This window comes from Burkholderia sp. AU31624 (genome assembly GCF_020420065.1).
Lineage (GTDB): Bacteria > Pseudomonadota > Gammaproteobacteria > Burkholderiales > Burkholderiaceae > Burkholderia.
The window spans coordinates 490,534-516,685 of sequence record NZ_JAIZRT010000001.1 but is presented as its reverse complement, the minus strand read 5'-3'; the positions used below and the strand labels follow the sequence as shown (position 1 = coordinate 516,685).

18 protein-coding genes are annotated in these 26,152 nt (G+C 66.3%); 12 read left to right on the top strand and 6 right to left on the bottom strand.

Annotated elements, in window-relative coordinates; genetic code table 11:
- Positions 1–71 precede the first annotated feature (71 nt).
- From LGM89_RS02400 to tssJ, 4 genes are read left to right on the top strand one after another with little or no spacing between them, the layout of a single operon-like run.
- Complete coding sequence (locus LGM89_RS02400; protein ID WP_226272175.1) at positions 72–1,277, top strand: hypothetical protein; 1,206 nt, start codon at positions 72–74, stop codon at positions 1,275–1,277.
- Positions 1,243–4,782 (top strand): ImcF-related family protein, encoded by a 3,540-nt coding sequence (locus LGM89_RS02395; RefSeq protein WP_226272174.1) that lies wholly within the window; start codon positions 1,243–1,245, stop codon positions 4,780–4,782. Before LGM89_RS02400 ends, LGM89_RS02395 begins: the two co-directional genes overlap by 35 nt.
- Positions 4,779–6,629 (top strand): type VI secretion system baseplate subunit TssF, encoded by a 1,851-nt coding sequence (tssF, locus tag LGM89_RS02390; protein ID WP_226272173.1) that lies wholly within the window; start codon positions 4,779–4,781, stop codon positions 6,627–6,629. Before LGM89_RS02395 ends, tssF begins: the two co-directional genes overlap by 4 nt.
- A gap of 17 nt (positions 6,630–6,646) precedes the next feature.
- A complete protein-coding gene (gene tssJ, locus LGM89_RS02385; protein WP_226272172.1) occupies positions 6,647–7,156 on the top strand; it encodes a type VI secretion system lipoprotein TssJ in 510 nt (169 codons plus the stop codon).
- Between the two features lie 112 nt (positions 7,157–7,268).
- Here tssJ and LGM89_RS02380 read toward each other — a convergent pair whose 3' ends face one another.
- Positions 7,269–8,147 carry a MurR/RpiR family transcriptional regulator gene (locus LGM89_RS02380; RefSeq protein ID WP_319001492.1) on the bottom strand — a complete coding sequence of 293 codons (879 nt, stop codon included), beginning with the start codon at positions 8,145–8,147 and terminating at the stop codon, positions 7,269–7,271.
- 363 nt (positions 8,148–8,510) lie between these two features.
- Here LGM89_RS02380 and ggt point away from each other — a divergent pair, with 363 nt between their 5' ends.
- A complete protein-coding gene (gene ggt / locus LGM89_RS02375; RefSeq protein WP_226272170.1) occupies positions 8,511–10,262 on the top strand; it encodes a gamma-glutamyltransferase in 1,752 nt (583 codons plus the stop codon).
- A 234-nt stretch (positions 10,263–10,496) separates the two neighbouring features.
- Complete coding sequence (locus LGM89_RS02370) at positions 10,497–11,825, top strand: dicarboxylate/amino acid:cation symporter (RefSeq protein ID WP_226272169.1); 1,329 nt, start codon at positions 10,497–10,499, stop codon at positions 11,823–11,825.
- A gap of 29 nt (positions 11,826–11,854) precedes the next feature.
- On the opposite strand, the gene LGM89_RS02365 is transcribed toward LGM89_RS02370, so the two are convergent.
- Together LGM89_RS02365 and LGM89_RS02360 are read right to left on the bottom strand one after the other, a co-directional pair.
- Positions 11,855–12,253, bottom strand: coding sequence for a DUF3331 domain-containing protein (locus LGM89_RS02365; RefSeq protein WP_226202737.1), 399 nt, complete (start codon positions 12,251–12,253; stop codon positions 11,855–11,857).
- Positions 12,254–12,297: 44 nt separating this feature from the next.
- A complete protein-coding gene (locus LGM89_RS02360) occupies positions 12,298–13,590 on the bottom strand; it encodes an NAD(P)/FAD-dependent oxidoreductase (RefSeq protein ID WP_226272168.1) in 1,293 nt (430 codons plus the stop codon).
- 149 nt (positions 13,591–13,739) lie between these two features.
- On the opposite strand from LGM89_RS02360, the gene LGM89_RS02355 reads away from it, so the two are divergent.
- The gene (locus LGM89_RS02355) at positions 13,740–14,393 is read left to right on the top strand and encodes a TetR/AcrR family transcriptional regulator (protein ID WP_089496605.1); all 654 of its coding nucleotides are present in this window, start codon (positions 13,740–13,742) and stop codon (positions 14,391–14,393) included.
- A gap of 24 nt (positions 14,394–14,417) precedes the next feature.
- Here the strand turns inward: LGM89_RS02355 and LGM89_RS02350 are convergent, their stop codons facing one another.
- Positions 14,418–15,329 (bottom strand): LysR family transcriptional regulator, encoded by a 912-nt coding sequence (locus LGM89_RS02350; protein WP_089496606.1) that lies wholly within the window; start codon positions 15,327–15,329, stop codon positions 14,418–14,420.
- A gap of 108 nt (positions 15,330–15,437) precedes the next feature.
- Here LGM89_RS02350 and LGM89_RS02345 point away from each other — a divergent pair, with 108 nt between their 5' ends.
- Complete coding sequence (locus LGM89_RS02345) at positions 15,438–16,199, top strand: SDR family NAD(P)-dependent oxidoreductase (protein WP_226272167.1); 762 nt, start codon at positions 15,438–15,440, stop codon at positions 16,197–16,199.
- A gap of 58 nt (positions 16,200–16,257) precedes the next feature.
- Here the strand turns inward: LGM89_RS02345 and soxR are convergent, their stop codons facing one another.
- Positions 16,258–16,737 (bottom strand): redox-sensitive transcriptional activator SoxR, encoded by a 480-nt coding sequence (gene soxR / locus LGM89_RS02340; protein WP_124585397.1) that lies wholly within the window; start codon positions 16,735–16,737, stop codon positions 16,258–16,260.
- A gap of 80 nt (positions 16,738–16,817) precedes the next feature.
- On the opposite strand from soxR, the gene LGM89_RS02335 reads away from it, so the two are divergent.
- From LGM89_RS02335 to LGM89_RS02325, 3 genes are read left to right on the top strand one after another with little or no spacing between them, the layout of a single operon-like run.
- Positions 16,818–18,053 carry an efflux RND transporter periplasmic adaptor subunit gene (locus LGM89_RS02335; RefSeq protein ID WP_226272166.1) on the top strand — a complete coding sequence of 412 codons (1,236 nt, stop codon included), beginning with the start codon at positions 16,818–16,820 and terminating at the stop codon, positions 18,051–18,053.
- A gap of 13 nt (positions 18,054–18,066) precedes the next feature.
- Positions 18,067–21,240, top strand: coding sequence for an efflux RND transporter permease subunit (locus LGM89_RS02330; protein WP_226272165.1), 3,174 nt, complete (start codon positions 18,067–18,069; stop codon positions 21,238–21,240).
- Positions 21,237–22,766: an efflux transporter outer membrane subunit gene (locus LGM89_RS02325; RefSeq protein WP_226272164.1), complete on the top strand. Its 1,530-nt coding sequence runs from the start codon at positions 21,237–21,239 to the stop codon at positions 22,764–22,766. The genes LGM89_RS02330 and LGM89_RS02325 overlap by 4 nt, the downstream gene beginning before the upstream one ends.
- 58 nt (positions 22,767–22,824) lie before the next feature.
- Here LGM89_RS02325 and aceE read toward each other — a convergent pair whose 3' ends face one another.
- On the bottom strand, positions 22,825–25,509 hold the full coding sequence (gene aceE, locus LGM89_RS02320) for a pyruvate dehydrogenase (acetyl-transferring), homodimeric type (RefSeq protein WP_226272163.1): 2,685 nt from the start codon (positions 25,507–25,509) through the stop codon (positions 22,825–22,827).
- Between the two features lie 173 nt (positions 25,510–25,682).
- Between aceE and LGM89_RS02315 the strand changes: the two genes are divergently transcribed.
- On the top strand, positions 25,683–26,138 hold the full coding sequence (locus tag LGM89_RS02315; RefSeq protein ID WP_089432930.1) for a MarR family winged helix-turn-helix transcriptional regulator: 456 nt from the start codon (positions 25,683–25,685) through the stop codon (positions 26,136–26,138).
- The last annotated feature ends 14 nt before the right edge of the window (positions 26,139–26,152 follow it).

Below are 26,152 nucleotides of genomic sequence, written 5' to 3'. Positions count from 1 at the left end.
GCCGCCCGCGCTTCTGGCCGTGGTGGTTCTGCGTCTGGTTGGCCTGCACGGTGCTCGGAGCGGCGACCACTATGCTGATTTGGCCAAAGGGTGAGCGGGCGGGCGGCCCGTGGTTCTGGTTTTGCGTCTTCGGTATCCCGAACGGCTTCTTCGGCTTTCTGTTCGCGATCGAGCGCGCTCGCTATGAGGCTATGTGGTATCGCGCATACCACCGCAACCTCCATCGCGACCGATGGCTGGCGGAGCGCATCCGTATCGCGCAGCAGCCGCTTCGAGTGCTGGGCGTTGGCTATTGCTTGCCCTTGAACGACCAGACGCTTGCGCAGGCGATCGATGCAGGGGTGCGTTTGCCGCGACAGCAGCAGCCCCGTTTGGGCGCGGGTGTCATTGAGCATTGCCGCTTTGACGACCCGTTGGAACTATCCGACGAAGCCGACGTGGCCGACCCGACCGAGGAGAGCGAGGCCGTAGCGGATACGCCTCCAAAGCGACCCGTTACCCAGCTAACACTCAGGATCGCCGAAGCGCTAGAACCGCTTGCTGCGAGCCTCCACGCGCTCACGCACTACGAAGCCGCCTACTGGCCCAAAGTGCGTGTACTGGCCGAACCCGGCGACGAAGCTTTGCGCGAGCAGGAAATGCACGACGCGTTGCAGTTGGCCGGTTTGCCGCTGCTCGAGGTGTCAGTCGTACCGGCTGCGCACGGTTTACTGATCGCGGACGCATGGCTCGACACCCGCGACGCATGCCCGCTGCTCGTGATCGCAACGGCATGGCACGAGGCGCGGCCACCGAACGGCAGCACGGAGGGATGCGTCGCGATGCTGCTCGACGCCGGCTTTTATGCTCTACCCGAAGGTGTACACGCATTGGCGACCCTGCATCGCCCCGTCGAGGGCAACGCCGACGAAATCGAATACGGTTTCGCTAATGCCGTGATCTGGGGCAAATCAGATGTCACTGCCGTGACGCGTGCTTGGGTCACCCGTGCCGTCAAGCGTTGCAATCAGGGGCTGCGCATCGCGAACCTTGAGGTACTTGCGAACAGCGAGGCCCAATGTGATCTCGCCTACATCGTGGGCGATTTTGGCAGTGCGAGCGGATGGCTGTCCGTCGCAGCCGCTACCGAATGTGGTGCTGTGGATGCGCCACAGCTGATCATCGATGGTGAGCAGTCCGCCGTCATTCATGTGCTTCCCGGTCCACGCGGGAAGGATTCTTCATTGCCTGGACACGCTCAGCATGACCGATCCGAAACTGACCTTGCGATCGCTTGACGCAGCACCCGCTGCAGCGTCTGCGCCCTCCGGACGCATCGCACTCTGGGGCGTGGTTGTTGCCGCGCTGATTGTCGCGGCGTGCGCAATTGGCCTCGTATGGAGCCGGGGCGACCTGTTCGATCTCGCGCCCGGTGTGGCACGTATGCAAGTGGTGATCGTCATCGTCATCGCGCTGATTGTCTTCGTCGCCGTACATCTTTGCCTGTTTTTTATCGGCGCATACACCATTGCCGGACGGACGTTTCGCAGGGATATCGGCGACGCGACGAAGGCGCAGAAGTCGTTGAAATTCGACGTCCGTCTGCAACGCGTGGCCGAGGAACTGCGCGCCTCGCGGGGCAGGCTCTGGCGATACCGATCACCGTGGCTGATGGTGAGCGGCGCGGATACATTGATCGACCAGGTCGCACCGGGCCTGAAGCGAGCGGGTGCGATACCCGTCGGCAACACGATTCTCGTGCACGTGGCACCGGACGGCATCGAGGCTGGCGCATGGCGCCGACAGATCCGTAAGCTGCGGGGCCGGCGGCCGGTCGACAGCATTGTGCAGGTTACGCATGCGGACGATCGCGATACCGAATTGCCGCGCGCACTCGCTGCGCTTGTGACCGACATCGGCTGCGCCGCGCCTGTCACGCTCCTGCACGCAGTGCCCACCCAGGGAGATCGACCCGATACGTTCGAGCCGATCGGTGCATTTCCCGGGCTGGCGTACAAGGGAGGGCGGTCGGCGCCGACATTACGCGATCAGCTTGCCGAGATCGAGCGTGGGACGGCGGATGCAGGTGTTCGCCTGTGTACAGCGCCTACACGCATCACCTGCCTAGCTGAAATCTCACAATACATCGGGAAGCAGCACGAAGATATCGTCGCCAGCTGGCAAACGCTCCTGGGTTCACCCTGGCTGCGCACACCGCTGGCGGGCGTGATGTTCGCGCCCGTATTTGCGACAACGGCGGCAATGCCGACGCCAGTGCCGGTCACCGTGGACGGGAGCGCGACAGTTCCGAGCGTCCCGATCGAGCTCCCGCCGCAACCGGCCGCTCTGCTGCCAGCATGGCACGCAATCGCCAGTCGGAGGCGCATTGGTCGGCGCGTGGGATTCTACTGGCCGAACGCGCTGGCGACGTGCTTGATCGTTGCGACCATCGCGTGGTGCGCATGGATGTCCGTGTCGTTCATCGCCAACCAGCGGCTCATGCGAGATGCGCGGGCAGCAGCGAGCGCGGCGGTCGACGCGCGGCCCCAGACGGCCGCCGCGTGGCGCGCGCAACTGGCGCTGCAACAGGTGATGGAAACGCTCGAATACCGGCAGCAGCATGGCGTACCGTGGTACCTGCGGGCGGGTTTGTCGCGTAATGACGATATCCTTGACGGTCTCTGGCAACCGTATCAGGTAGCGGCGACCCGCAACCTGCAGACGCCTGTCGTGCAAACGATCGGCAAGCTGTTGCAGGCCGCGGATCAGGCGCGCGCCGACAGCCTTCAATCGCAGGACACGCGGGGCAGCACCTACAACGCGCTCAAGACCTACCTGATGCTCGGCGATCCGTCGCGGGCCGATTCAGCGTTTCTGAAGCGCTTGCTCGTAGCCCTTTGGCCGCGCCCCGTGGAGATGCCGCTGGGCGAGCGTGACGATACCGGCCGACGGCTCGCAGAGTTTTACGCCGATCACCTGAAAGCGCATCCCCAATGGCGAATTGAGACGGACGATCAACTCGTGACAGCGACTCGCAACATGCTGGTCACGCAGATAGGACTCGCGTCGGCTGACGACACGGTGTATCAGCGCATTCTCGACGACGTCAAGAACAAATATGCCGACGTGTCGCTTGAAACGCTCCTGAATGGCGCCGATGCGCGAGGGATGTTCGTGGCGTCGCAGACAGTACCCGGAATCTATACGCGTGCGGCGTGGGACGGCATGATCGCCACGGCGATCGACAAGGCTGCCGGCGAGCGCCAGCTCAGCAGCGATTGGGTGCTGACCGGCAATCAGCCGCGGCAGACAACTGGTAACCCGCTCGCGCCCGGTGCGATCCAGACCACGACGATCGTGGACGAGAAACGTGCAGGCGAGGAACTGAAGCAGCGATTGACGGCACGCTATTTCGGCGAGTACACGGCCGCATGGCAGCGCATGCTCAACAGTATGCAGTGGCAACCGACGTCCAATCTCAGTGGTGCGATAGAACAGCTTTCTCGACTGGCGGATGCACAGACTTCGCCGTTGATCGCATTGATGAAATCCGTGCAATATCAAGCGCAGGCGGGGCGGCCGTCACAGGCGCTGGCCGATACGCTGGTAAGAAAGGCGCAGAATCTGATCGGGACCGACGAGGACGCGTCGACCGTCGTCTATCCGCTCGACAAGCCGTTTGGACCACTGCTGGTGCTGATGGGCGACACGAATGCGTCACCTACCGCTGCAAACGGGAAGGGCAGCGCACCAGCCAACATCGCGCTAAGCGGCGTGAGCCTGTCGCGTTACCTGACGGCGGTCACGATGATGCGGCTGAAGCTGCAACAGATCGCGAGCAGTCCTGACGCGCAGGCAATGGCGCGCACGCTCGCGCAGGCAGTGTTCCAAGGCAAGTTGTCGGAATTGTCCCAGGCACGCGATGACGCGGCACTCACTGCCGCAAGCCTGGGTACGGCATGGGCAGGGTTCGGCGATGCGATGTTTGCGCAGCCGCTCGAGTCCGCGTGGCAGACGATCCTGCAACCGGCCGCAGCGAGCCTGAATGACGCGTGGCGAGCCAGTGTTGCCGCGCCGTTCAACGCGGCGATGAACGGCCGCTATCCATTCTTCGATACGCAGGCCGATGCGTCCTTCGCGGAGCTTGGCCGCTATGTGCGGCCCGATACCGGATCGATTTCGCGTTTCGTCACGACACAGCTGGCTGGCGTGATGAAACTCGAGGGCGACCATTGGGCGCCAAACGAGCTGGCACCGCAGGCGTTGCAGTTCGACCCGAAGTTCCTGAGCGCCCTCCGGCAATCGTCGACGATTGGCGCGCAGCTCTACCTGCAGGGCGACGCGCGGGAAAAATTCGAAGTGATGGCGCTGCCGACACCGAAAGTGACGCGCTCGGAATTGTCGGTCGACGGCAAGCAGATCGTCTATTTCAATCAGCAGGAGCGCTGGACGTCGCTTACGTGGCCCGGCAATGGCCTGAACGGGCACGCTGGGCTCACATGGCAGACGCTCAACGCGGGCTTGCGGCAGGCGTTCGATTCGACTGGAGATTGGGCGTTCCTGCGTCTGCTGAGCAAGGCTGACATCAAGCAGCTTGATAGCACGCGCTATCGGCTCACGTGGAATGGCGGGAACGACGAGCCGCTGTCGTACGTGTTGCGCACGCAGGTCGGTGCCGGGCCGATCGACCTGTTGAAACTACGCGGGTTCCGCATGCCTGAGCGCATTTTCATCGTCGGCAAGGCGGGCGTCGCATCGACGATGCCGCTCCTGCCGCCGCTGCCACCGGATCTCCAGCCATGAGTGAAGACAAAAACAAACCGACGATGCCTGAAGGAGGCGGTTTCAGCGCGGAGGACGACCCGTACCTGCGCTACTTCGATGCGGAGATGCGTTACCTGCGCGAAGCGGGGAGGGAATTTGCGAAATCCCAGCCGCATGTCGCGCGCCGCGTGGGGATGTCGATGCTCGGCGCGCGCCACGACAGTGTGGAGCAGACTTACGAGGGTTTCGCATTCCTCACGAGCCGGCTGCGAATGAAGCTCGACGACGCGCTACCGGAAATCACCGATCCGCTGGTCGATCACCTGTGGCCACATGCCGGCCGCACGATTCCGTCGCTGGCAATCCTCGAGTGCCTGCCGCGCACCGGCGAGGCGCGGATTCTCGATACGTTGCCGCCGGGGTTGCAGGTACGTTCGACACCGGTTGGACCGGGCGGGACGATATGTGTTTATCGAACCACTCAGGCGATACGCCTGCTTCCGCTCGCCGTGCGCGACGCGGGCGCGCGCATGCGCGAGGACGGTCGTACGGTGATCCGGCTCGCGTTTGACCTGCTGCACCGCGAGCAGCGGTTGCTGGACGACCTGTCGCGTATCCGGCTATACCTGCATGGCGACCGGCCGACTGCATCGGCGCTGTACGGCGTTTTTACGCGCCAGGTCGAGTCGATCGGCGTGCGCATGCCGCGCATACTCGACGGCCAGCTGCAACCAGGGCCGGGAATGTCTATCGAGGCGGCTGGCTTCGGCACGCAGGCGCGGCTGTGGCCGATCGATCTCGACGAGCGCGACGCCAATCTCGACCGCGAGCAGACGATGCTCGAATATTTCTCGTTCCCCGAGAAGTTTCACTTCGTCGACTTGTGCGGTTTCGACGCGGCCAGTGTGCCACCTGGCGAAACGCGCCTTGAATTCGATATCGTGATCCGTGATCGGATACCCGGTGACGTCACGTTCGGCGCGGACAACATCCGGCTATTCTGCACGCCGGTGATCAATCTGTTCGAACTGGATGCGCAGGCAATCCGGCCCAACGTACACGACCGTGACTATCCGGTGTGCGCCCCGGCGTCAGCGGGCGAGCACGTCGAGCCGTACGACGTACTGTCGGTAGTGGCAAACGATCCACGCACCGCCAGGCAATACACCTATCAGTCGATCAAGGAATTCCGGCACCGGGGCGGGATGATCCGATACGAGTCGCCGGATCGGTACTACCACTCATTGGTTCGGCAGGGCGTGACGGGCCGGCGCGAGATGGTCGTGACGTTAGGCGGGCATCTCTGGGACGAACCCGGCAGCTTGCCGGATGCGTACGTAACGGTTCGGGTGTTGGCAAACAACGGGCGCTTGCCGCGGATGGCGCTGCGTGAATCGATGATCAACACGCCTGCTTCGAATTTCAACGGTGTCGAACGCGTGCGCAATCTGACGGCCCCGACGATGCCGCTGTATCCCCCACGCGGCGGCGACTATCACTGGCACGTGATTTCTCATTTCAATGGTGCTGGCACAACCGAGCTGAACATGATGGACGCGAACGTGCTGCGCGGCGCACTGTCGTTGTACGACTGGACGCGACACGACGATAACCGGCGACGTATCGAGGCGATTCATTACGTCTGGCTCGACGAGGAAACGGAACCGGCAGGCGCGCGTGTCGACCGCATCGTGAATGTGAACGTGGGTATCGAGCCGGCGGGTTTCGCCGGACCGGGCGACGTTGCGCTGTTCGGGGACGTACTCAGCCGCTTCGTAGGCCGCTACGCGAGTTTCCATTTTGCGGTGCGGCTCGTTCTGTATGAAAGTGTGGGCGGTCCGATCCGGCGCTATCCATGCTCGCTCAAAACGGGAGATTGGTTGTGACACCACGAACATATCGGATGATGCGAAGCGTTCGTTTGGCGAGCGCCGTTGCGCTGACGGCAGTGTTGTTGGCCGGCTGCGGCACGTGGCAATCGGTGAAGGAGACGACTGTCGACGTGACGCGAGCGATTTTCGTCGCGAAGGTCAAGCAGATGAATCTCGTGATCGAGAGCCGTTCCGCACTCAACCAGAACGACCAAGGAGAGTCCCTGCCGGTTGTGATGCGCGTCTATCAGTTAAAGGATGCGAAAGTTTTCGAGCGTGCCGCCTACGTCGAGCTGCTCGACGACGACAGGGTGTTGCTGAGTGCCGATTTGCTCGGCAGTCGGGAGGTCACGCTTGCGCCTGATGCCACGGTGCGGCTGTCCATGCCAATGGAGGATGACGCGCAAATTGTGGGTATAGCAGGGTTCTTTCGTGATGAGGGCGGTGCCGAGTGGCAACTGACGATTCCGAAGTCGCAGTGGAAAAAGACGGACCCCGTCAAGCTGGTCGTGAGGGGCAACCGCATGGAGCTGGTGCCGTGAGCGCAACATCGCGAAGATTGTTGGCGTAACTCAAGAATGTCATGGGTTGCAGGATTTGATCAAATTCGATGGCGTCGAACGTTGAAACCCATGCTTGAATGGCAATGAGCCCTCACTCCGGCAAATCCCGCTGACTGATATCCGGCTCGCTCCCCCCGGAATTGAGATGCTCGATCTTCTCCATCCGCTGCCTTGCCATCTCCGGCAACTGGTTCGTCACACCGATCACGAGCGCCTCGGCGAGCGCGAGCGCGGGCACGTTGGTTTGCAGCATCGCGAACGGCTGCCCCTGGATCCGCAGCACGATCTCCGCGAACTCGCCAATCGGCGAGTGCCATTCGTCGGTGATCAGCAGCACACGCGTACCAAGCCGATGCGCGGCTTGCGCGAACCGAATACTGTCCCGCTGATAACGGCGAAAATCGAAAATAACGAGCACGTCACCGGCCCCCATGTCCGCCAGCGCGACCGACGCGAGGTTCACATTCGGTTCGACATACTGAACATGTGGCCGCGCATACGCGAGGGTGAACGAAAACAGCGACGCGAGCGGCGCCGTGTAACGCCCGCCACCGCAGAAGACACGCACATCCGGATTGGCCAGCAGCGCCACCGCGGCGTCGAACGCCGCCGCATCGAGCCCTTCGATCGTGGTCGCCAGCGACTCGGACAGCCGCTGGAAGATTGCCGAATGACTGTCGCGCATGCCCGCGGGCGAGTGGAACGCATCCATCCGCGCGAGTGGCGAATTCATCGCCGTGTCGATCTCGCCGTACAGCGCCTGCTGGAACGACGAGTAATTCGGAAAGCCGATCCGGACGACGAAGCGAAACACGGTCGGATCGCTCACTTCCGCCTGTTTGGCGAAGCTCGCAATCGGCCCGAGCCCGAGGCTCGGATAGCGGTCCAGCAACGCCTGCGCGACCTTCTGTTCCGACGGCGTGAAGCTATCCATCTGGGATAACAGCAACGCCCTGATGCTCGTCCCCATCGGGCACTCCAACTCTCGTATCTGAATAACAAACGGCAGACGGGTGTCTGCCGGCGACTCCACGCATGTTAGCCGATCGACGTCAGGCGGGCCGTGCACGCTCCGAAATTAGAGGGACGCATCGCCCGGTGGACCGGCTCATTCACCATTGTAATAAATCAAACATTGAGAAACGAGCCATTCGGCTGATATTCGTTCTTCGTCTAGTGATAACCCTAGGTTTTGGTGCAAAAAAGTGAGTGCTATGATCGCGGCCTCGCTGGAATGTATTGTTTATTACATGCTCGATTGCCGCGTCGACACACCCCGATGCGGCGTCGCGTTCCGGCATGCCACGGTTTTATTTGTCTGGAGGATCCCGTCATGAGGCGGCTCGTAGTACTCACCCTGTTGTCGGCCATGAGCGTGTGCGCGTTCGCGGCATCGGACCCCGCGGTCGAAGCGAAGAACGGCATGGTCGTTTCGTCGCAGCACTTCGCGTCGCAAATCGGCGTCGACATCCTGAAGGAAGGCGGTAACGCGGTGGACGCCGCGGTGGCGGTCGGCTACGCGCAGGCCGTGACCAATCCGTGCTGCGGCAACATCGGCGGCGGCGGTTTCATGACCGTCCACCTGGCCGACGGTCGCGACCGCTTCATCAATTTCCGCGAAACCGCGCCGGCCGCGGCTTCCGCGAACATGTATCTCGATGCGAAGGGCAACGTCATTCCGGACGACAGCCTGTATGGCTATCGCGCAGTGGGCGTGCCGGGCACCGTTGCCGGCCTCGATCTCGCGCAGCGCAAGTACGGCAAGCTCACGCGCAAGCAGGTGATGGAGCCGGCGATCCGGCTCGCGCGCGACGGCTTCGTGCTGACGCGTGCCGATACGGACATCCTCGACACGACGATCGACCGCTTCAAGAAGGATCCGGAAGCGGCCCGCATCTTCCTGCGTCCTGACGGCACGCCGCTGCAGCCGGGCGATCGCCTGGTGCAGAAGGACCTGGCGCGCACGCTCGAGCGCATCGCGGAGCAGGGCCCCGACGCGTTCTATCACGGCGAGATTCCCAAGATCGTCGAGGCGGCGGCCAGGAAGGGCGGCGGCCTGATCACGGCGGCCGACTTCGCGTCGTACCGTGCGCAGGACATGGCGCCGCTGACGTGCACGTATCGCGGCTACGAACTCGTGTCGGCCCCGCCGCCGAGCTCGGGCGGCGTGACGATGTGCGAGACGCTGAACATCCTCGAAGGGTATGACATGCGCAAGCTCGGCTACCATTCGGCCGCGGCGGTGCACTACATGACCGAAGCGATGCGCCACGCATACGAAGATCGCAACACGCTGCTCGGCGACCCGAACTTCATCGACAACCCGGTCGCGAAGCTGACGAGCAAGGACTACGCGGCGCAGATTCGCAAGAGCATCCATTCGGATACGGCGACGCCGTCGGTCGACGTGCAGCCGGGCGTCGGCGTGCACGAGAAGCCGGAGACGACCCACTATTCGATCGTCGACCACGACGGCAACGCGGTATCGACGACTTACACGGTCAACGGCCGCTTCGGCGCCGTGGTCATCGCGCCGGGCACGGGCTTCTTCCTGAACGACGAGATGGACGACTTCACCGTGAAGGTCGGCGCGCAGAACCTGTTCGGTCTCGTGCAGGGCACGCGCAACTCGATCGCGCCGGGCAAGCGACCGCTGTCGTCGATGGCGCCGACCATCGTGAAGAAGGACGGCAAGGTGTTCATGGTGGTCGGCTCGCCGGGCGGCTCGCGCATCATCACGATCACGCTGCAGACGGTGCTGAATGTGATCGACTACGGGATGACGCCGCAGGACGCGGTCACCGCGCCGCGCATCCACCACCAGTGGCTGCCCGACGAGGTCTATTACGAAACCTACGGCCTGTCGCCCGACACGCTCTCGATCCTGCGCAACATGGGCTACAAGATGGTCGAACAGACGCCGTGGGGCGCCGCCGAGCTGATCATGGTCGGCCTGCCGGGCACCGAAGCGGCGAGCCGCCAGAGTTCCGGGAACGATTCGTCCGTGTCCGGGAACGTGCGCGTCGGCTTCATCTACGGTTACAACGACCCGCGCCGTCCGGCCGGCTCGGCAATCGGTTACTGACCCGAGCCGACCTGATCGCTTCATGCTGAATCGCTGCTCCGCAACGGCGCTCGCCCTCGCGCGAATGCCGTTGCGGCGACAGCACGTCGGTTCGTGGAGATCCGCGAGCCGACCAGCGCCGGCGACCGTGCCCGATACGCCGGGCACGACCGGCTCGCCACGCGCGCACCCTGGCACGGCACAGGAATGCGCGCCTTTCGTCCGTCAACTTCTTCCCGTGCGTCCAATTCCGATATGAACAAACGAATGTCCGCGGCAGGCTGGATCCTGCTCGCGATGGCGGCCGGCATCCTGATCGGCTACATGATCTACACGCAGCTGCCGGACAAACAGTCGGCGGCGGAAATCGCCGGCTACATCTCGCTGGTGTCCGACGTGTTCCTGCGGTTGATCAAGATGGTGATCGGCCCGCTGGTATTCTCGACGCTGGTCGTCGGCATCGCGCACATGGGCGACGCGTCGTCGGTCGGCCGCGTGTTCGTGAAGGCGCTCGGCTGGTTCGTCACCGCGTCGCTGATCTCGCTGCTGCTCGGCCTGCTGATGGCGAACCTGCTGCGCCCGGGCGAGAACCTCGGTTTGCCGCTGCCGGATATCGGCGCGTCCGCGCATCTCGCGACGTCCAAGTTCACGCTGAAGGATTTCGTCGGCCACATGGTGCCGAAGTCGATCGCCGAGGCGATGGCGAACAACGAGATCCTGCAGATCGTCGTGTTCTCGATGTTCTTCGGCGTGGCGCTCGCGTCGCTCGGCGAACGCGGCAAGATCCTCGTCGCGGCGATCGACCAGCTCGCGCACGTGATGCTGAAGATCACCGGCTACGTGATGAAACTTGCGCCGCTCGCGGTGCTGGCGGCGATGGCGTCGACCGTCGCGATCAACGGCCTGTCGATCCTGCTGAAGTTCGCGGTGTTCATGGGCGACTTCTACCTGAGCCTGTTCCTGCTGTGGGGCACGCTCGTCGCGGCCGGCCTGCTGTTCCTCGGCCGCCGCGTGTTCAAGCTGCTGGTGCTGATCAAGGAAGCGTTCATGCTGTCGTTCGCGACCGCGAGCTCGGAAGCCGCGTATCCGAAGATCCTCGATGCGCTCGACCGTTTCGGCGTGCGTCGCAAGATCTCGAGCTTCGTGATGCCGATGGGGTATTCGTTCAACCTCGATGGCTCGATGATGTACTGCACGTTCGCGTCGCTGTTCATCGCGCAGGCCTACGGCATTCACCTGTCGCTCGGCACGCAGGTCACGATGCTGCTGATCCTGATGCTGACGTCGAAAGGCATGGCCGGCGTGCCGCGCGCGTCGCTCGTCGTGATCGCCGCGACGCTGCACCAGTTCAACATCCCGGAAGCCGGGCTGCTGCTGATTCTGGGCGTCGATACGTTCCTCGACATGGGCCGGTCGGCCACGAACGCGGTGGGCAACTCGATCGCCAGCGCGGTGGTCGCGAAATGGGAAGGCGAGCTGATGCCGGAAGCAGAAGCCGAAGCGAATGCGGCGCGGCTGGATGCGGAAGCCGAAGCGCGCATGAACGAGGCGGTTCGCGATACGGATCGCGTCACCTCTGGCTGAAGCGGGGCCCCGGGTCGACTCCCGGGCTGTCAGGCCGCCTCGGCGGGGCGGGCCGCGTCGATGCACGCGGCCAGCACCATCGCGGCGGCGTTGCCCGGCGTCGAGCCGAGCAATTGCGGCGCATAGACGCTGTCGCCGATCTCGATCGGCTGCCCCGACAGCGCGCACACGCCGCGCTTGCGCGTGGTGAACAGCCGCCACTTCTGATAACCGTAGTGCCCGGTGCAGGCGTCGCGCCATGAAATCATCACGGTGTCGGCCGTGGGCCGCTCGAGCACGCTGATGGACGGCTTGCTCGTCACGTCCCACGACGGCAGCCGGTCGCGCGTGACGCTGCGCCGCCGCGGCGCCCCCCACGAGACGGACGGCATGTCGAAGCTGCTGATCGCGGCAACGGTCATGAGCCAGGGCGCTAAACGGTTGTTCATGTCGGTTTTCCTCGAAACGTTATGCGACACCGCCACGTGCGGTATCACGACAGGCGGATGCGCGGCTGCACGCAGCCGTTGATCCGTTCGGCGATCCACAGCAGGGTCGCCTTGGAGAAGCCGTGCAGCGCCTGCTGGTGCCGCCGGTAGAGCATCAGGTGGCTGAACTGCGCGAAACGCCCCTGGATGAAGCCGCCGCGAAAGAACCCGAACTGCCCGAGCGTGCCGAACGCGTCGTAGTCGCTGATCGACACGAGCGCACCGAAATCGTGGAACGCGAACGGCGGAATCGGCGTGCCGTCGAGCCACGCGGGCAGGTGCTTCGCGAGATGCTCGGCCTGCTGGGTCGCGACTTGCGCGGTGGGCGGCAGCGGCCGTTCGTGGCCGTCGGGCAGCAGGCTCGCGCAGTCGCCGATCGCGAACACGTGCTCGTCGCCGGTGGCCTGCAGCGTCGGCCCGACGACGATCTGGTTCGCGCGATTCGTGTCGAGTCCGTCGAGCGCCTGCATGAAATCGGGCGCCTTCACGCCGGCTGCCCACACCATCAGGTCCGCTTCCGCAAACGAACCGTCGCCGTAGTGAAAGCCGTTTGCGTCGGCCGACGTGACGCGGGTGGACGTCAGCACATGAAAACCGATCTGTTCGAGCCGCCGCTGCGCCGACGCGGAAATCCGCGGCGGAAACGCGGCGAGGATGCGCGGGCCGCTCTCGAGCAGCGTGAGCTGCAGCCGCTCGCGCACCGTCGCGTCGCCGTACGCCTGCGCCACTTCCAGCAAGCGGCTCAGCTCCGCCGCGAGCTCCACGCCGGTCGCGCCCGCGCCGACGATCGCGACGCGAAACGGCTCGTCGCGCGCGATGCTGCGAAATACGCGCATCCGCAACGCTTCGTTGAAAGTTTCGGCCTGCTTCTGGCTGTCGATGAAGTAGCAGTGCTCGCGCACGCCCGGCACGCCGAAATCGTTGGCCTGGCTGCCGAGCGCGAAGATCAGCACGTCGTATTCGAGTTCGCGCGCGTCGAGCACGAGTTCGCCGTCCTGCGAGCGGATCTCGCCGAGCTGCACGCGGCGGCGCGCGCGATCGAGCCCCGTCAGTTCGCCGGGCTGGTACGTGTAACCGTGATCACGTGCATGGGCGAGGAAGATCACCTGCTGCTGCTGCACGTCGCGCGTCCCGGCCGCGATCGTGTGCAGCATCGGCTTCCAGATGTGGGTCGGGCTGCGGTCGACGACGGTCACCTGGGCGCGCCCGGACCGGCCGAGGCGCTCGCCCAGGCGGGTGGCGAGCTGCAGGCCGGCGATCCCGCCACCGACGATGACGATGCGTGTAGGGGTTGTCATGGATAAATCATCACGTGATGAATAAGGTATGATCCTAGCGCTTCCCGGCTTCGCATGTCAACGGAGCGGGGCAGGTCACCCGGTGTTCGGCGTCGCTCGAGCGGGGCCGGAACAGGGGTATTCGAGTCATTCAAGGAGAGCAGGAAGACGTGGCTGAAGTCACTGAGCGCGCGCCGGCCAAGCGGCGTATGCGAGGGCGGCCGCTGGCCGGGGCGTCCGTGGGGCCGGACGTGATATTGCGGGCCGCGCGCCGCACGTTCGCGAAGCGCGGCTACGACGCCACGAGCGTGCGCGAAGTCGCGCGCGAGCTGGGGGTCGACGCGGCGCTGATCGCGCACCATTTCGGGACGAAGGAAACGTTGTGGCTGGCGGTCGTCGAGCAGATCGCCGAGCTGGCCGAGCCGATGTTCGACGCAATGCGCGCGCTGCGCACGTCGTCGCTGCCACATCGCGAGCGTGTGCGGCGCGCGATCGAGCTGTGCGTCGAGCACGAGTTCGACGAGCCCGACCTGGGCATGTTTTTCTCGACGGCGGCGACCGAGGAGGGCGGGCGGCTCGACCGGTTGCAGGAGCGGCTCGTGCGCCCGTATTACGACGTGATGTTCCCGCTGCTGTCGGAGGCGGTAGAGGCCGGTGTGATCCGCCCGGTCGATCCGGCGGTGCTGTTCTTCATGATCGCGAGCGCGATCGGCACGACCGTGTCATACAGTCACATGATGCTGGAGTACACGTCGCTGCCCACGCGGCCGGACGCGTTCCGGCAGGCCGTGGTGGACATTGCATTCAACGTCGTCGGCGGCTGAGCGCCGCGCGCGTGACGCGCGCGGTCACGTCGCCGGCACCAGCCCCAGTTCGCGCACCGCGCTTCGTGCGGTCTCGCGCAACGCATCGACGAGCGGCGAGGGCGTCCGATACGCGATCGCCAGCTCGTACGCGAGCGGGCTGCCCGCATCCTTCAGTTCGCAGAACGTAATGCCTTGCGGCTGCATCGGCACGAACAGGCGCGGCATCAGCGCGACGCCGATGCCGCCCGCGACGAGCCCGGCCGTCGTCTGCATCTGGCGCGGCTGCTGGACGACGCGCGGCGCGAAGCCGGCCTGCGCGCACGCCGTCGAGATCAGCGCATGCATGCCGGGCCCGTGGTGCGCGGCAAACATGACCCACGGTTCGTCCGCCAGTTCGGCAAGCGCGATGCGCCGGCGGCGTGCGAGCCGGTGACCGTCGGGCAGCGCGGCGACCATCCGGTCGCGCAGCAGCGGCTCGACGCGCACGTCGCCCGCATCGGCCACCGGCAGCACGACGAGGCCGACGTCCGTGCGGTCCTGGCGCAGCGCGAGTACCTGCTCGGCGGTCGTGCCTTCCTCGAGCTGGAAGTCGACGTCCGGATGGCGTTCCTGGAACGCGCGGAGGATCAGCGGCAGCAGCGCGTTGACCGTGCTGTCGACGAAACGCAACCGTAGCGTGCCGCCGAGGCCGGCGCCCGCGCGGCGGGCCACGGCCACCGCGCGCTCGGCCTGTTCGAGCGCGCGCCGTGCTTCGAGCAGGAACGCGTCGCCGGCCGGCGTGAGCGCCGTGCCGCGGTTGTCGCGCTCGAACAGCACGACGCCCAGCTCGTCCTCGAGCTTGCGGATCGCCGCGCTGAGCGGCGGTTGCGCCATGTGCAGCCGCTCGGCCGCACGCCGGAAACTGAGCGTCTCGGCGACCGCGATGAATTGCCTGAACTGGCGTAGATCGATCATGCGATACCTTTCGCGTATCGGTGGATCATCGAATTCGTATTTTACCTATCACACTGTGCTGCCCAGAATGGCCTTGTCATCAACGGTCGACATTCGGGAGGGCAGGTCATGACAGGGATCGAACAGCAGCGAACGGCAATCGTCACGGGCGGGTCGAGCGGGATCGGCTTCGCAATCGCGCGCCGGCTGGTGGAGGACGGGTATCGGGTCGCGATCGTCGGGCGCGACGCGGCACGGCTGGAAGCAGCCGTCGCGCGGCTTGGCGGCGCGGCGATCGGGCAGACCGCCGACCTGAGCGTGAGACGGGAGGCGGAGGCGGCGGTGGCCGCGATCATCGAGCAGTGGTCTTGCGTCGATGTGCTGGTCAACAACGCGGGGCTGACCGGCCGCGTCGGTGCGGATACCGAGGCGGGCGAGGCCGAGCGCGTGTGGGACGCCGTGCTCGACGCGAACCTGAAAAGCCTGTTCGTGACGACCCTGGCGGTGCTGCCGCATCTGGCCGAGCGTGCCGCGCGGATCGTCAACCTCGGTTCGATCGCGGCGCGCGCCGGCAGCCTGCTGCCGGGTGGCCTGGCGTACGCGGCGGCGAAGGCCGGCGTCGAAGGGTTCACCGTCGCGCTCGCGCGCGAACTCGGGCCGCGCGGCGCCACGGTCAATACGGTCGCGCCCGGCTATATCGCCGACACGCGCTTCTTCGGCGAAAGCGGCGTCGCGCCGGCCATTGCGGCGACGATCCGCGAACAGACGCCGGCCGGCCGCGCCGGGCATCCGGACGATATCGCGGACGCGGTCGCGTGGCTCGCCGGGCCGCGTGCGTCGTTCGTCACCGGTGCGACGATCGCGGTGAACGGCGGCTGGCGGGTCGGGTGACGCAATCTACCCAGGTGGCTGGATGCGGCGGCATCGCGCGCCACGTCCGGCCCGCCGGTCATTCGATATCCGTGGGCGGCTTGTCGCCGAGCCAGCGGCGCGCGCCGGGCCCGTTGCGGCCTGCACGGTCCTCCGGGTTCGTCAGCTTGCAGCGCTTCAGCGACAGGCAGCCGCAGCCGATGCATTCGTCGAGGTTGATGTACAGGCGCTGCAACTCCTCGATCCGGCTCGCGACGCGCTGCTTCCAGCCGCGCGACAGCCGCTGCCAGTCCTTGTTGCTCGGCGCGGTGTCCTCGGGGAGGCTGACGAGTTGCTCGGCGATCTCGTCGAGCGAATAGCCGATCTTCTGCGCGAACACGATGAACGCGATCAATCGCAGCACCGCGCGCGAATAGTGGCGATGGCTCGAGCCGTTGCGGTGCGACTTGATAAGCCCGCGCGTCTCGTAGAACCGTAGTGTCGACGCCGGCACGCCGCTGCGCGCGGCCACTTCGCGGATCGACATCAGCGGCCATTGCGGTGTTTCCTGGATACCCATGTTGCCCCTCCGGGAAAGCTTGACTTGAAGTTAACTTCAACTTTTATGCTACGCGGCAGTTTAACCCGTCGCGAGGCATCATGCTCTCCTTTTCCCTACGCAGGACGTCGCCTTTGGGCGCGGCCTGCGCACTGCTGCTGGCGTTGTCGGGCTGTCACGACGGCAAAGGCGCATCGTCGGCTCAATCCCTTCCCGAAGTCGGCGTCGCCACCATCGCGCCCCGCACGATCCGCCTCGCGGACGAATTCAACGGACGCGTCGAAGCGGTCGACGCGGTCGAACTGCGGCCGCGCGTGAGCGGCTATCTGCAGCGCGTCGCCTACAAGGAAGGCGACGTGGTCGCGCAGGGCGCGCTGCTGTTCGAGATCGACCCGCGCCCGTACCGGATCGCGCTCGATCGCGCCAATGCGCAGCTGCAGCGGGCCCGTGCGGCCGCAAGCCTCGCGAATGTGCAGCTCAAGCGCGTGCAGACGCTGATCGATGCGCACGCGACGTCGCAGGAAGAGCTCGACAACGCGCGCGCCACCGCCGAGCAGGCGCGCGCGGACCTGCAGGCGGCCGACGCGGCCGTCGCCGATGCGAAGCTCAATCTCGGCTTCACCGAAGTGCGCGCGCCGATCGCGGGCCGCGTCGGCCGCGCGGTCGCCACCGTCGGCAACCTGGCGCGCGCGGACGACACGCTGCTGACGACCGTCGTGTCGCAGAACCCCGTCTACGTGTATTTCGACTGCGACGAACAGAGCTACCTGCGCTACAACGCGCGGCGCGCCGATCCGAAACATCGTGCGATCGGTGCCGATCCGGTGCGCGTGGGCCTCGCGAACGAGACGGGCTTCCCGCATGCGGGCACCGTCGATTTCCTCGACAACCGGCTCGATCCGCAAACCGGCACGATCCGCGCGCGCGTGCGGCTGCCGAATGCGGACCATACGTTTACGCCGGGCCTGTATGCGCGCGTGCAACTCGTCAGCGGCCGCGACCAGGATGCGCTGCTCGTCGACGACAAGGCCGTGCTCACCGACCAGGACCGCAAGTACGTGTATGTGATCGGGCCGGGCGACAAGGCGTTGCGCCGCGACGTGACGATCGGCCGCGGGGTGGAGGGCGAGCGGATCATCGAGAAGGGGATCCAGGCGGGCGACCGCGTGGTCGTCGACGGCATGCAGCGGATCTACTATCCGGGCGCGCAGGTGAAGCCGAAGACGCTGCCCGCCCGCGCGGACGCCGATGCCGGTGCCGGCAACGGCGCGGGCAACGGGCCGGGCAACGGCACGCAGGCCGTCGCCGATGCCGGCGCGCCGCCGGCCGCGCAGTAACGGGAGACATGCAATGGATTTCTCCCGATTCTTCATCGACCGGCCGATCTTCGCGGTCGTGCTGTCGATCGTCATCTTCGCGATCGGCCTGATCTCGATTCCGATGCTGCCCGCCGGCGAATACCCGGAAGTCGTGCCGCCGAGCGTCGTCGTGCGAGCGACGTATCCGGGCGCGAACCCGAAGGAAATCGCCGAATCGGTCGCCGAACCGCTGGAGGAGGCGATCAACGGCGTCGAAGGCATCATGTACATGAAGTCGGTCGCCGGTTCCGACGGCAGCCTGCAGGTGGTCGTCACGTTCCTGCAGGGCGTCGATCCCGACACGGCCGCCGTGCGCGTGCAGAACCGCGTGAGCCAGGCGCTGTCGCGCCTGCCCGACGAGGTGCGCCAGTACGGCGTGACCACGCAGAAGCAGTCGCCCACGCCGCTGATGTACGTGAGCCTCTATTCGCCGGACAACAGCCGCGATTCGCTGTACCTGCGCAACTACCTGACGCTGCACGTGAAGGACGAGCTGTCGCGGCTCACGGGTGTCGGCGACGTCGGCCTGTCCGGTTCCGGCGATTATGCGATGCGGCTCTGGCTCGACCCGAACCGGCTCGCGTCGCGCGGGCTGACCGCGAGCGACGTGATTGCCGCCGTGCGCGAGCAGAACGTGCAGGTGTCGGCCGGCCAGCTCGGCGCGGAGCCGTCGCCGCAGAAAAACGACTTCCTGTTGTCGATCAACGTGCGCGGCCGGCTGCGCACCGCGCAGGAGTTCGGCGACATCGTGCTGCGCACCGGCAACGACGGGCAGGTCGTGAAGCTGTCCGACGTCGCGCGCATCGAGCTCGGCGCGGGCGACTACACGCTGCGCTCGTATTTCAACGACAAGCCATCGGCGGTGGTCGGCATCTTCCTGTCGCCGGGCGCGAACGCGCTCGAGGTCGCAAAGGCCGTGTATGCGAAGTTCGACGAACTGTCGAAGCGTTTCCCGCCGGGCGTCGCGTACCGGCCCGTGTGGGATCCGACGGTGTTCGTGCGCGAATCGATCCGCGCGGTGCAGCACACGCTGATCGAGGCCGTCGTGCTGGTCGTGCTCGTCGTGATCCTGTTCCTGCAGACGTGGCGCGCGTCGATCATCCCGCTCGTCGCGGTGCCCGTGTCGGTGGTCGGTACGTTCGCGTGGCTCTATCTGCTCGGCTATTCGATCAACACGCTGACGCTGTTCGGGCTGGTACTGGCGATCGGGATCGTCGTCGACGATGCGATCGTGGTCGTCGAGAACGTCGAGCGCAACATCGCGCAGGGCCTGAGCCCGCGCGACGCCGCGCACCAGGCGATGCGCGAGGTGTCGGGGCCGATCGTCGCGATCGCGCTCGTGCTGTGCGCGGTGTTCGTGCCGATGGCGTTCATGTCCGGCGTCACGGGCCAGTTCTACCGGCAGTTCGCGGTGACGATCGCGATCTCGACGGTGATCTCCGCGATCAACTCGCTGACGCTGTCGCCCGCGCTCGCCGCGAAGCTGCTGCGTCCGCACGATGCGCCGAAGGATGCGCTCACGCGCGGGCTCGATCGCGCGTTCGGCTGGCTGTTCCATCCGTTCAACCGCTTCTTCGACCGCAGTTCCGATCGCTATCACGGCTTCGTCGGCCGCACGCTGAAGCGGCGCGGCGTGGTGTTCGCGGTCTATGCGGCGCTGCTCGCGGCCACCGCGCTGCTGCTCAACGCGGTGCCGGGCGGCTTCATCCCCGTGCAGGACAAGCTGTACCTGTTCGCGGGCGCGAAGCTGCCGGAAGGCGCGTCGCTCGCCCGCACCAGCGAGGTGACCGAGCAGATGACGAAGATCGCGCTTGGCACCGACGGTGTCGAAATGATGCCGGCGTTTGCCGGGCTGAATGCGCTGCAGGGCGTGAACACGCCGAACATCACGAACTCGTACGTGATCCTGAAGCCGTTCGACCAGCGCCACCGCAGCGCCGCGCAGATCAACGCGGACCTGAACGCGCGCTTCGCGGCCATCGGCGGCGGCATCACCTATGCGCTGATGCCGCCGCCGATCCAGGGCCTCGGCAACGGCTCGGGCTATTCGCTGTATCTGGAGGATCGCGGCGGGCTCGGCTACGGCGCCTTGCAGAATGCGCTCACCGCGTTCCAGGGCGCGGTCGCGAAGACGCCGGGGATGAGCTACCCGGTCAGCTCGTACCAGGCGAACATCCCGCAGCTCGAGGTGAAGGTCGACCGGTTGAAGGCGAAGGCGCAGGGTGTCGCGCTGACCGACCTGTTCAGCACGCTGCAGGTCTATCTCGGCTCGATGTACGTGAACGACTTCAACCTGTTCGGCCGCGTGTACCGCGTGATGGCGCAGGCCGATGCCGGCCACCGGCAGACGGCCGCCGACATCGCGAACCTGCGCACGCGCAACGCGAAGGGCGAGATGGTGCCGATCGGCTCGATGGTGACCGTGGCGCCGGCGTACGGGCCCGACCCGGTGGTGCGCTACAACGGCTATCCGGCCGCGAACCTGATCGGCGATGCCGATCCGAAGGTGATGTCGTCGTCGCAGGCGATCGAGAAGCTGCAGCAGATCGCGAAGGACGTGCTGCCGCCGGGCATCACGCTCGAATGGACCGACCTCAGCTACCAGCAGGTCACGCAGAGCAACGCGGCGATCGTCGTGTTCTCGCTCGCGGTGATGCTCGTGTTCCTCGTGCTCGCGTCGCTGTACGAGAGCTGGACGCTGCCGCTCGCGGTGATCCTGATCGTGCCCGTGTGCATCTGCGCCGCGCTGTTCGGCGTGTGGCTGTCGGGCGGCGACAACAACGTGTTCGTGCAGGTTGGTCTCGTCGTGCTGATGGGATTGGCGTGCAAGAACGCGATCCTGATCGTCGAGTTCGCGCGCGAGCTCGAAATCCAGGGCAAGGGCGTGATCGACGCCGCGCTCGAAGCGTGCAAGCTGCGGCTGCGCCCGATCGTGATGACGTCGGTCGCGTTCATCGCGGGCTCGGTGCCGCTGCTGATCGGCGGCGGCGCGGGCAGCGAAGTGCGGGCGGCCACCGGCATCACCGTGTTCGCGGGGATGCTGGGCGTCACGCTGTTCGGGCTGTTCCTGACGCCCGTGTTCTATGTGGCGATCCGCAAGCTCGCGGGCGGCACGCCGGCCGTGTGGAGCGAACACCACGGCACCCTCGAAGGAGAAAACCGATGAGCGCCGCTTTTCGTCTTTCCGCGCTCGCGATGTCGGTGGCGCTCGCCGCGTGCGCGGTCGGCCCCGATTTCAAGCGGCCCGACACGGGCACGGCCACGCGGTTCGCGCGCGATGCGCATCCGGCGGAGTCGTCCGGTACGACGCCGGAGACGCCGGATATGCCGCCCGATGCGTCGGCCGATGCCGATGCCGCGTTCTGGCGCGGCTTCGGCGATCCGGTGTTGACGCAGCTGATCGACACGGCGCTCGCGGCGAACCAGGACCTGCAGGTCGCCGTGTCGCGCTACGACGCATCGAATGCGCTGCTGTCACAGGCGACGTTCGATCGTTACCCGACGATCACCGCGAGCGGGCAGATCGGCCATCAGCTGATGAGCAAGGACCAGGCGTTCGGCGCGCCGCGCAGCCAGCGCGATACGCCGACGTCCAGCGTCGGGATCAATGCGGCGTGGGAGCTCGACCTGTTCGGCCGCGTGCGGCGTTCGATCGAGTCGCAGCGTGCGGAAACGGCCGCCAGCGCGGCGGACGTGCGCGCGGTGCGCGTCGCGATCGCCGGCGAGGTGGCGAGCACGTACGTCGATCTGCGCGGCTCGCAGGAGCGGCTGCGGATCGCGCGCGAGAACGCCGACAACCAGAAGCAGACGCTCGCGCTGATCAATGCACGCGTCGGCGCGGGGCGCGGCTCCGAACTCGATGCGGCGCGGGCGCGCGCGCAATACGAATCGACGACGTCGCGGATTGCCGTGTACGAAGCGGCGATCGGCGTCGACGAGCACCGGCTCGCGGTGCTGACCGGACAGACGCCGGATGCGCTGATCGGCCGCTTCGATCTCCCGAAGGCCGCCGCGTCGGCGGGCACGCCCGTGCCGCTGCCGGCGCTGGCCGCCGACATTGATCCCGGCACGCCGGGCGACCTGCTGCGGCGGCGTCCCGACGTCGCGGCCGCCGAGGCACGGCTGCACGCGGCGACCGCACGTGTCGGCGTCGCGACGGCCGACCTGTTCCCGCGCTTTACGCTGTCGGGGCTGCTCGGCAGCGCGACGAGCAGCTACGGGTTCTTCCGCGCGGGCAGCGACACGAACCTGATCGCGCTCGGCATCGACTGGTCGTTCCTCGACGTCGGCCGCGTGCGTGCGCGGATCGCCGCGAGCGATGCGGAAGCGGCCGGCCAGCTCGCGCAGTACCGGCAGACCGTGCTCGGGGCGCTGGAGGAAACGGAGAACGCGCTGCTGCGCACCGCCCGCACGCGTGACGAGACGGGCCATCTGGTGCAGGCCGCGACCGACAGCGCGCGTGCCGCGCAACTGGCGCAGGCGCGGTTTTCGGCGGGCGCGATCGACTACTACGAAGTGCTCGACGCGCAACGCACGCTGCTGCAGGCACAGGATGCGGCGGCCGACGGGCAGATGCGCAGCGCGTCGTCGACAGTGGCGTTGTACAAGGCGCTGGCGGGCGGCTGGCCGTCGGGAACGGGGCAGGGCCCGCAGCAAGGCCCGCTCGCGCAGGCGGGGCAGCCAGCGCAGTAGCGCGGACGGGGCGGCGGCGCGGCAGGCCGGGCCATCCGGCCTGCCCCGCGCCGCGCAACTACACGCTGGCCGGATCGACCTTGTCGATGTCGATGCCGTAGCGCCGGATGGCTTCGCCGACGCGTGCACGCGCAATTGCGCCGTCGTCGGCGAGCGCCTTCAACGCCGCGATCACGATGAAGTGCCGGTCGACCTCGAAGAACGTGCGCAGCGCGTCGCGCGTATCCGAGCGGCCGAAGCCGTCGGTGCCGAGCGACACGAAGCGCCGGCCGTCGACGAACCCGCGGATCTGGTCGCCGACGATCTTCATGTAGTCGGTCGCCACCACCACCGGCCCCGTGCGGCCGTCGAGGCATTGCTGCACGTACGGCACGCGCGGCGCCTGCTCGGGATGCAGCAGGTTCCAGCGCTCCGCGGCAAGCCCGTCGCGGCGCAACTCGTTCAGGCTCGTCGCGCTCCACACGTCGCTCGACACGCCGAAGTCCCGCGCGAGCAGGTCGCTCGCGGCGATCACTTCGCGCAGGATCGCGCCGCTGCCCATCAACTGCAGATGCGGCGCATCGGCTATGTGTGACGTACCTTCGCGCAGCAGGTAGAGCCCCTTGAGAATGCCGGCCTCCGCGCCGTCCGGCAGCGCCGGATGCGTGTAGTTCTCGTTGAGCAGCGTGATGTAGTAGTAGACATCCTCCTGTTCCGCGAACATCCGCCGCAGCCCGTCGCGCACGATCACCGCGAGTTCGTATGCATAGGTCGGGTCGTACGACACGCAGTTCGGAATCACCGACGACAGCACGTGGCTGTGCCCGTCGTCGTGCTGCAACCCTTCGCCCATCAGCGTCGTGCGGCCCGATGTCGCGCCGAGCAGGAAGCCGCGCGTACGTGCATCGCCGGCTGCCCACGCGAGGTCGCCGACGCGTTGCAGCCCGAACATCGAGTAGAAGATATAGAACGGAATCGCCGGCAGGCCGTGGTTGCTGTACGCGGTGCCGGCCGCGATCCACGACGCGATCGCGCCCGATTCGTTGATGCCTTCCTGCAGGATCTGCCCGTCCTTCGCTTCCTTGTAGTAGCTGAGCTGGCCAGCGTCCTGCGGCGTATAGAGCTGGCCGAGATGCGAGTGGATGCCGATCTGGCGGAACAGGCCCTCCATCCCGAACGTGCGCGACTCGTCCGGCACGATCGGCACGACGAGCTTGCCGAGTGCCGGATCCTTCAGCAGCGTGCCGAGGATGCGCACGAACGCCATCGTCGTCGACAGCCCGCGCTCGCCGCTGTCCTTGAGCTGACCGTCGAACGCGGCAAGCGGCGGTGTCGGCAGCGGCGCCACGGTGCTGAAGCGGGCCGGCACGTGGCCGCCGAGTGCGGCACGGCGTTCGGCGAAGTATCGTGCCTCGGCGCTGCCCGGCTCCGGCTTCAGGTAGGGCAGTTCGTCGAGCTGCGCATCGCTGACCGGCAGCGCGAAGCGGTCGCGAAACGCGCGTACGGCGTCCGCGCTCATCTTCTTCAACTGGTGGTTCACGTTCTGGCCTTCGCCGGCTTCGCCCATCCCGAAGCCCTTGACCGTCTTCGCGAGCACGACGGTCGGCCGTCCGTCCGCGCGCATCGCCCGCGCATAGGCCGCATGCACCTTTTCCGGATCGTGGCCGCCGCGTGCCAGTTTCCAGATGTCGTCGTCCGACAGGTCCGCGACGAGGTCGAGCAACTCGGGATACTTGCCGAAGAAATGCTCGCGCACGTACGCGCCGCTCTGCGACTTGAAGGTCTGGTAGTCCCCGTCGACGCATTCCATCATGCGCTGGCGCAGCAGGCCCGTCGTGTCGCGTTCGAGCAGGCGATCCCAGCCGGCGCCCCAGATCACCTTGATGACGTTCCAGCCCGCCGCGCGGAACGTGCCTTCGAGTTCCTGGATGACCTTGCCGTTGCCGCGCACGGGGCCGTCGAGGCGCTGCAGGTTGCAGTTGACGACGAAGATCAGGTTGTCGAGCCGTTCGCGCCCGGCGAGCGAGATCGCGGCGAGCGATTCCGGCTGGTCCATTTCGCCGTCGCCGAGGAATGCCCAGACCTTGCGGCCCTGATGCGCTTTCAGCCCGCGATATTCGAGGTAGCGCATGAAGCGCGCCTGATACGCGGCCGTGAGCGGCCCGAGCCCCATCGACACGGTGGGGAATTGCCAGAAATGCGGCATCAGCCGCGGATGCGGATACGACGACAGCCCGTCGCGTCCCGCTTCGCGGCCGGTCTCGCGGCGGAAGTTGTCGAGTTGCGCGTCCGTGATGCGGCCTTCCAGATAGGCGCGGCCATAGATGCCGGGCGCCGAATGGCCCTGGATGTAGACCATGTCGCCGTCGAAGGTGTCGGTGCGGCCGCGGAAGAAGTGATCGAAGCCGACGTCGTACAGCACCGCGGCGGACTGGTAGGTTGCGATGTGCCCGCCGACGTTCGAATGCCTTCCGGCACGCAGCACCATCACCATCGCGTTCCAGCGGATCATCGCGTTCAGGCGCCGTTCGAGCGCAAGATCGCCCGGGTAGGGCGGCTGCCGTTCACGCGGCACCGTGTTCACGTACGCGGTCGTCACGCGGCCGTGCAGGTCGCCGTGGCGTGCCGCGTCGAGATCGGAAAGCCGGTCGAGCAGGTAGTGCGCGCGCGGGCGGCCTTCGAGCGCGATCACGGATTCGAGCGCATCGAGCCATTCGCGGGTTTCCTGCGGGTCGATGTCGGGTAGCGTGAGAGGTGCGGTCATGCAGTGTCTCCAGAAGCATAAGGCTGCGCGGGGCGACGGTCGTGGCGCCGCGTCGCGCGACGGAACGCCCGCCGATCGGCGGGCAGATGGTTGCAATTGCAATCGTATGAGGGCAATTGTTATCGAGGTAAAATTTAATTGCAACTGCAATTCAACGAGAGGAACGACCTGACATGAGCGCACCCGAACCCGATCTGTGGTTCTCGTTCGTCCGCGCACACCGGACGATGATTCGCGAGATCGAGCGCCGCCTTGCGGCGGCCGGCCTGCCGGCCTATGCGTGGTACGACGCGTTGTGGGGGCTCGAAAGCGGGCCCGACGGCACGCGCCGCATGCACGAGCTGGCCGACGTGCTCGCGATCGAGCGCTACAACCTCACGCGGCTTGTCGACCGGCTCGAACAGGAGGGGCTCGTCACGCGCGCCCGTTCGGCGGACGACGGCCGTGCCGCCTATGCGAGCATCACCGACAAGGGGCGGACGCTGCGCAAGAAGATGTGGAAGGTGTACCAGTCGACGGTGTCGGAGCTCTTCCTCGACCAGTTCGGCGGCAAGGAGCAGGCGGCGATGGCCGCCGCGCTCGACCGTGCGACCGCCGCGGCGCGCGACGCGGGCGCCGACGCGAAGTAGCGGCGGCCGGCCCG

Coding starts and splice junctions, on each gene's coding strand:
- LGM89_RS02325 (WP_226272164.1), top strand. CDS start 21,237: ATGAGCGCCGCTTTTCGTCTTTCCGCGCTCGCGATGTCGGTGGCGCTC.
- LGM89_RS02360 (WP_226272168.1), bottom strand. CDS start 13,590: ATGACAACCCCTACACGCATCGTCATCGTCGGTGGCGGGATCGCCGGC.
- LGM89_RS02365 (WP_226202737.1), bottom strand. CDS start 12,253: ATGAACAACCGTTTAGCGCCCTGGCTCATGACCGTTGCCGCGATCAGC.
- LGM89_RS02330 (WP_226272165.1), top strand. CDS start 18,067: ATGGATTTCTCCCGATTCTTCATCGACCGGCCGATCTTCGCGGTCGTG.
- ggt (WP_226272170.1), top strand. CDS start 8,511: ATGAGGCGGCTCGTAGTACTCACCCTGTTGTCGGCCATGAGCGTGTGC.
- tssJ (WP_226272172.1), top strand. CDS start 6,647: ATGATGCGAAGCGTTCGTTTGGCGAGCGCCGTTGCGCTGACGGCAGTG.
- LGM89_RS02315 (WP_089432930.1), top strand. CDS start 25,683: ATGAGCGCACCCGAACCCGATCTGTGGTTCTCGTTCGTCCGCGCACAC.
- LGM89_RS02350 (WP_089496606.1), bottom strand. CDS start 15,329: ATGATCGATCTACGCCAGTTCAGGCAATTCATCGCGGTCGCCGAGACG.
- LGM89_RS02400 (WP_226272175.1), top strand. CDS start 72: ATGCTGATTTGGCCAAAGGGTGAGCGGGCGGGCGGCCCGTGGTTCTGG.
- soxR (WP_124585397.1), bottom strand. CDS start 16,737: ATGGGTATCCAGGAAACACCGCAATGGCCGCTGATGTCGATCCGCGAA.
- LGM89_RS02345 (WP_226272167.1), top strand. CDS start 15,438: ATGACAGGGATCGAACAGCAGCGAACGGCAATCGTCACGGGCGGGTCG.
- LGM89_RS02335 (WP_226272166.1), top strand. CDS start 16,818: ATGCTCTCCTTTTCCCTACGCAGGACGTCGCCTTTGGGCGCGGCCTGC.
- LGM89_RS02380 (WP_319001492.1), bottom strand. CDS start 8,147: ATGGGGACGAGCATCAGGGCGTTGCTGTTATCCCAGATGGATAGCTTC.
- aceE (WP_226272163.1), bottom strand. CDS start 25,509: ATGACCGCACCTCTCACGCTACCCGACATCGACCCGCAGGAAACCCGC.
- LGM89_RS02370 (WP_226272169.1), top strand. CDS start 10,497: ATGAACAAACGAATGTCCGCGGCAGGCTGGATCCTGCTCGCGATGGCG.
- LGM89_RS02395 (WP_226272174.1), top strand. CDS start 1,243: ATGACCGATCCGAAACTGACCTTGCGATCGCTTGACGCAGCACCCGCT.
- tssF (WP_226272173.1), top strand. CDS start 4,779: ATGAGTGAAGACAAAAACAAACCGACGATGCCTGAAGGAGGCGGTTTC.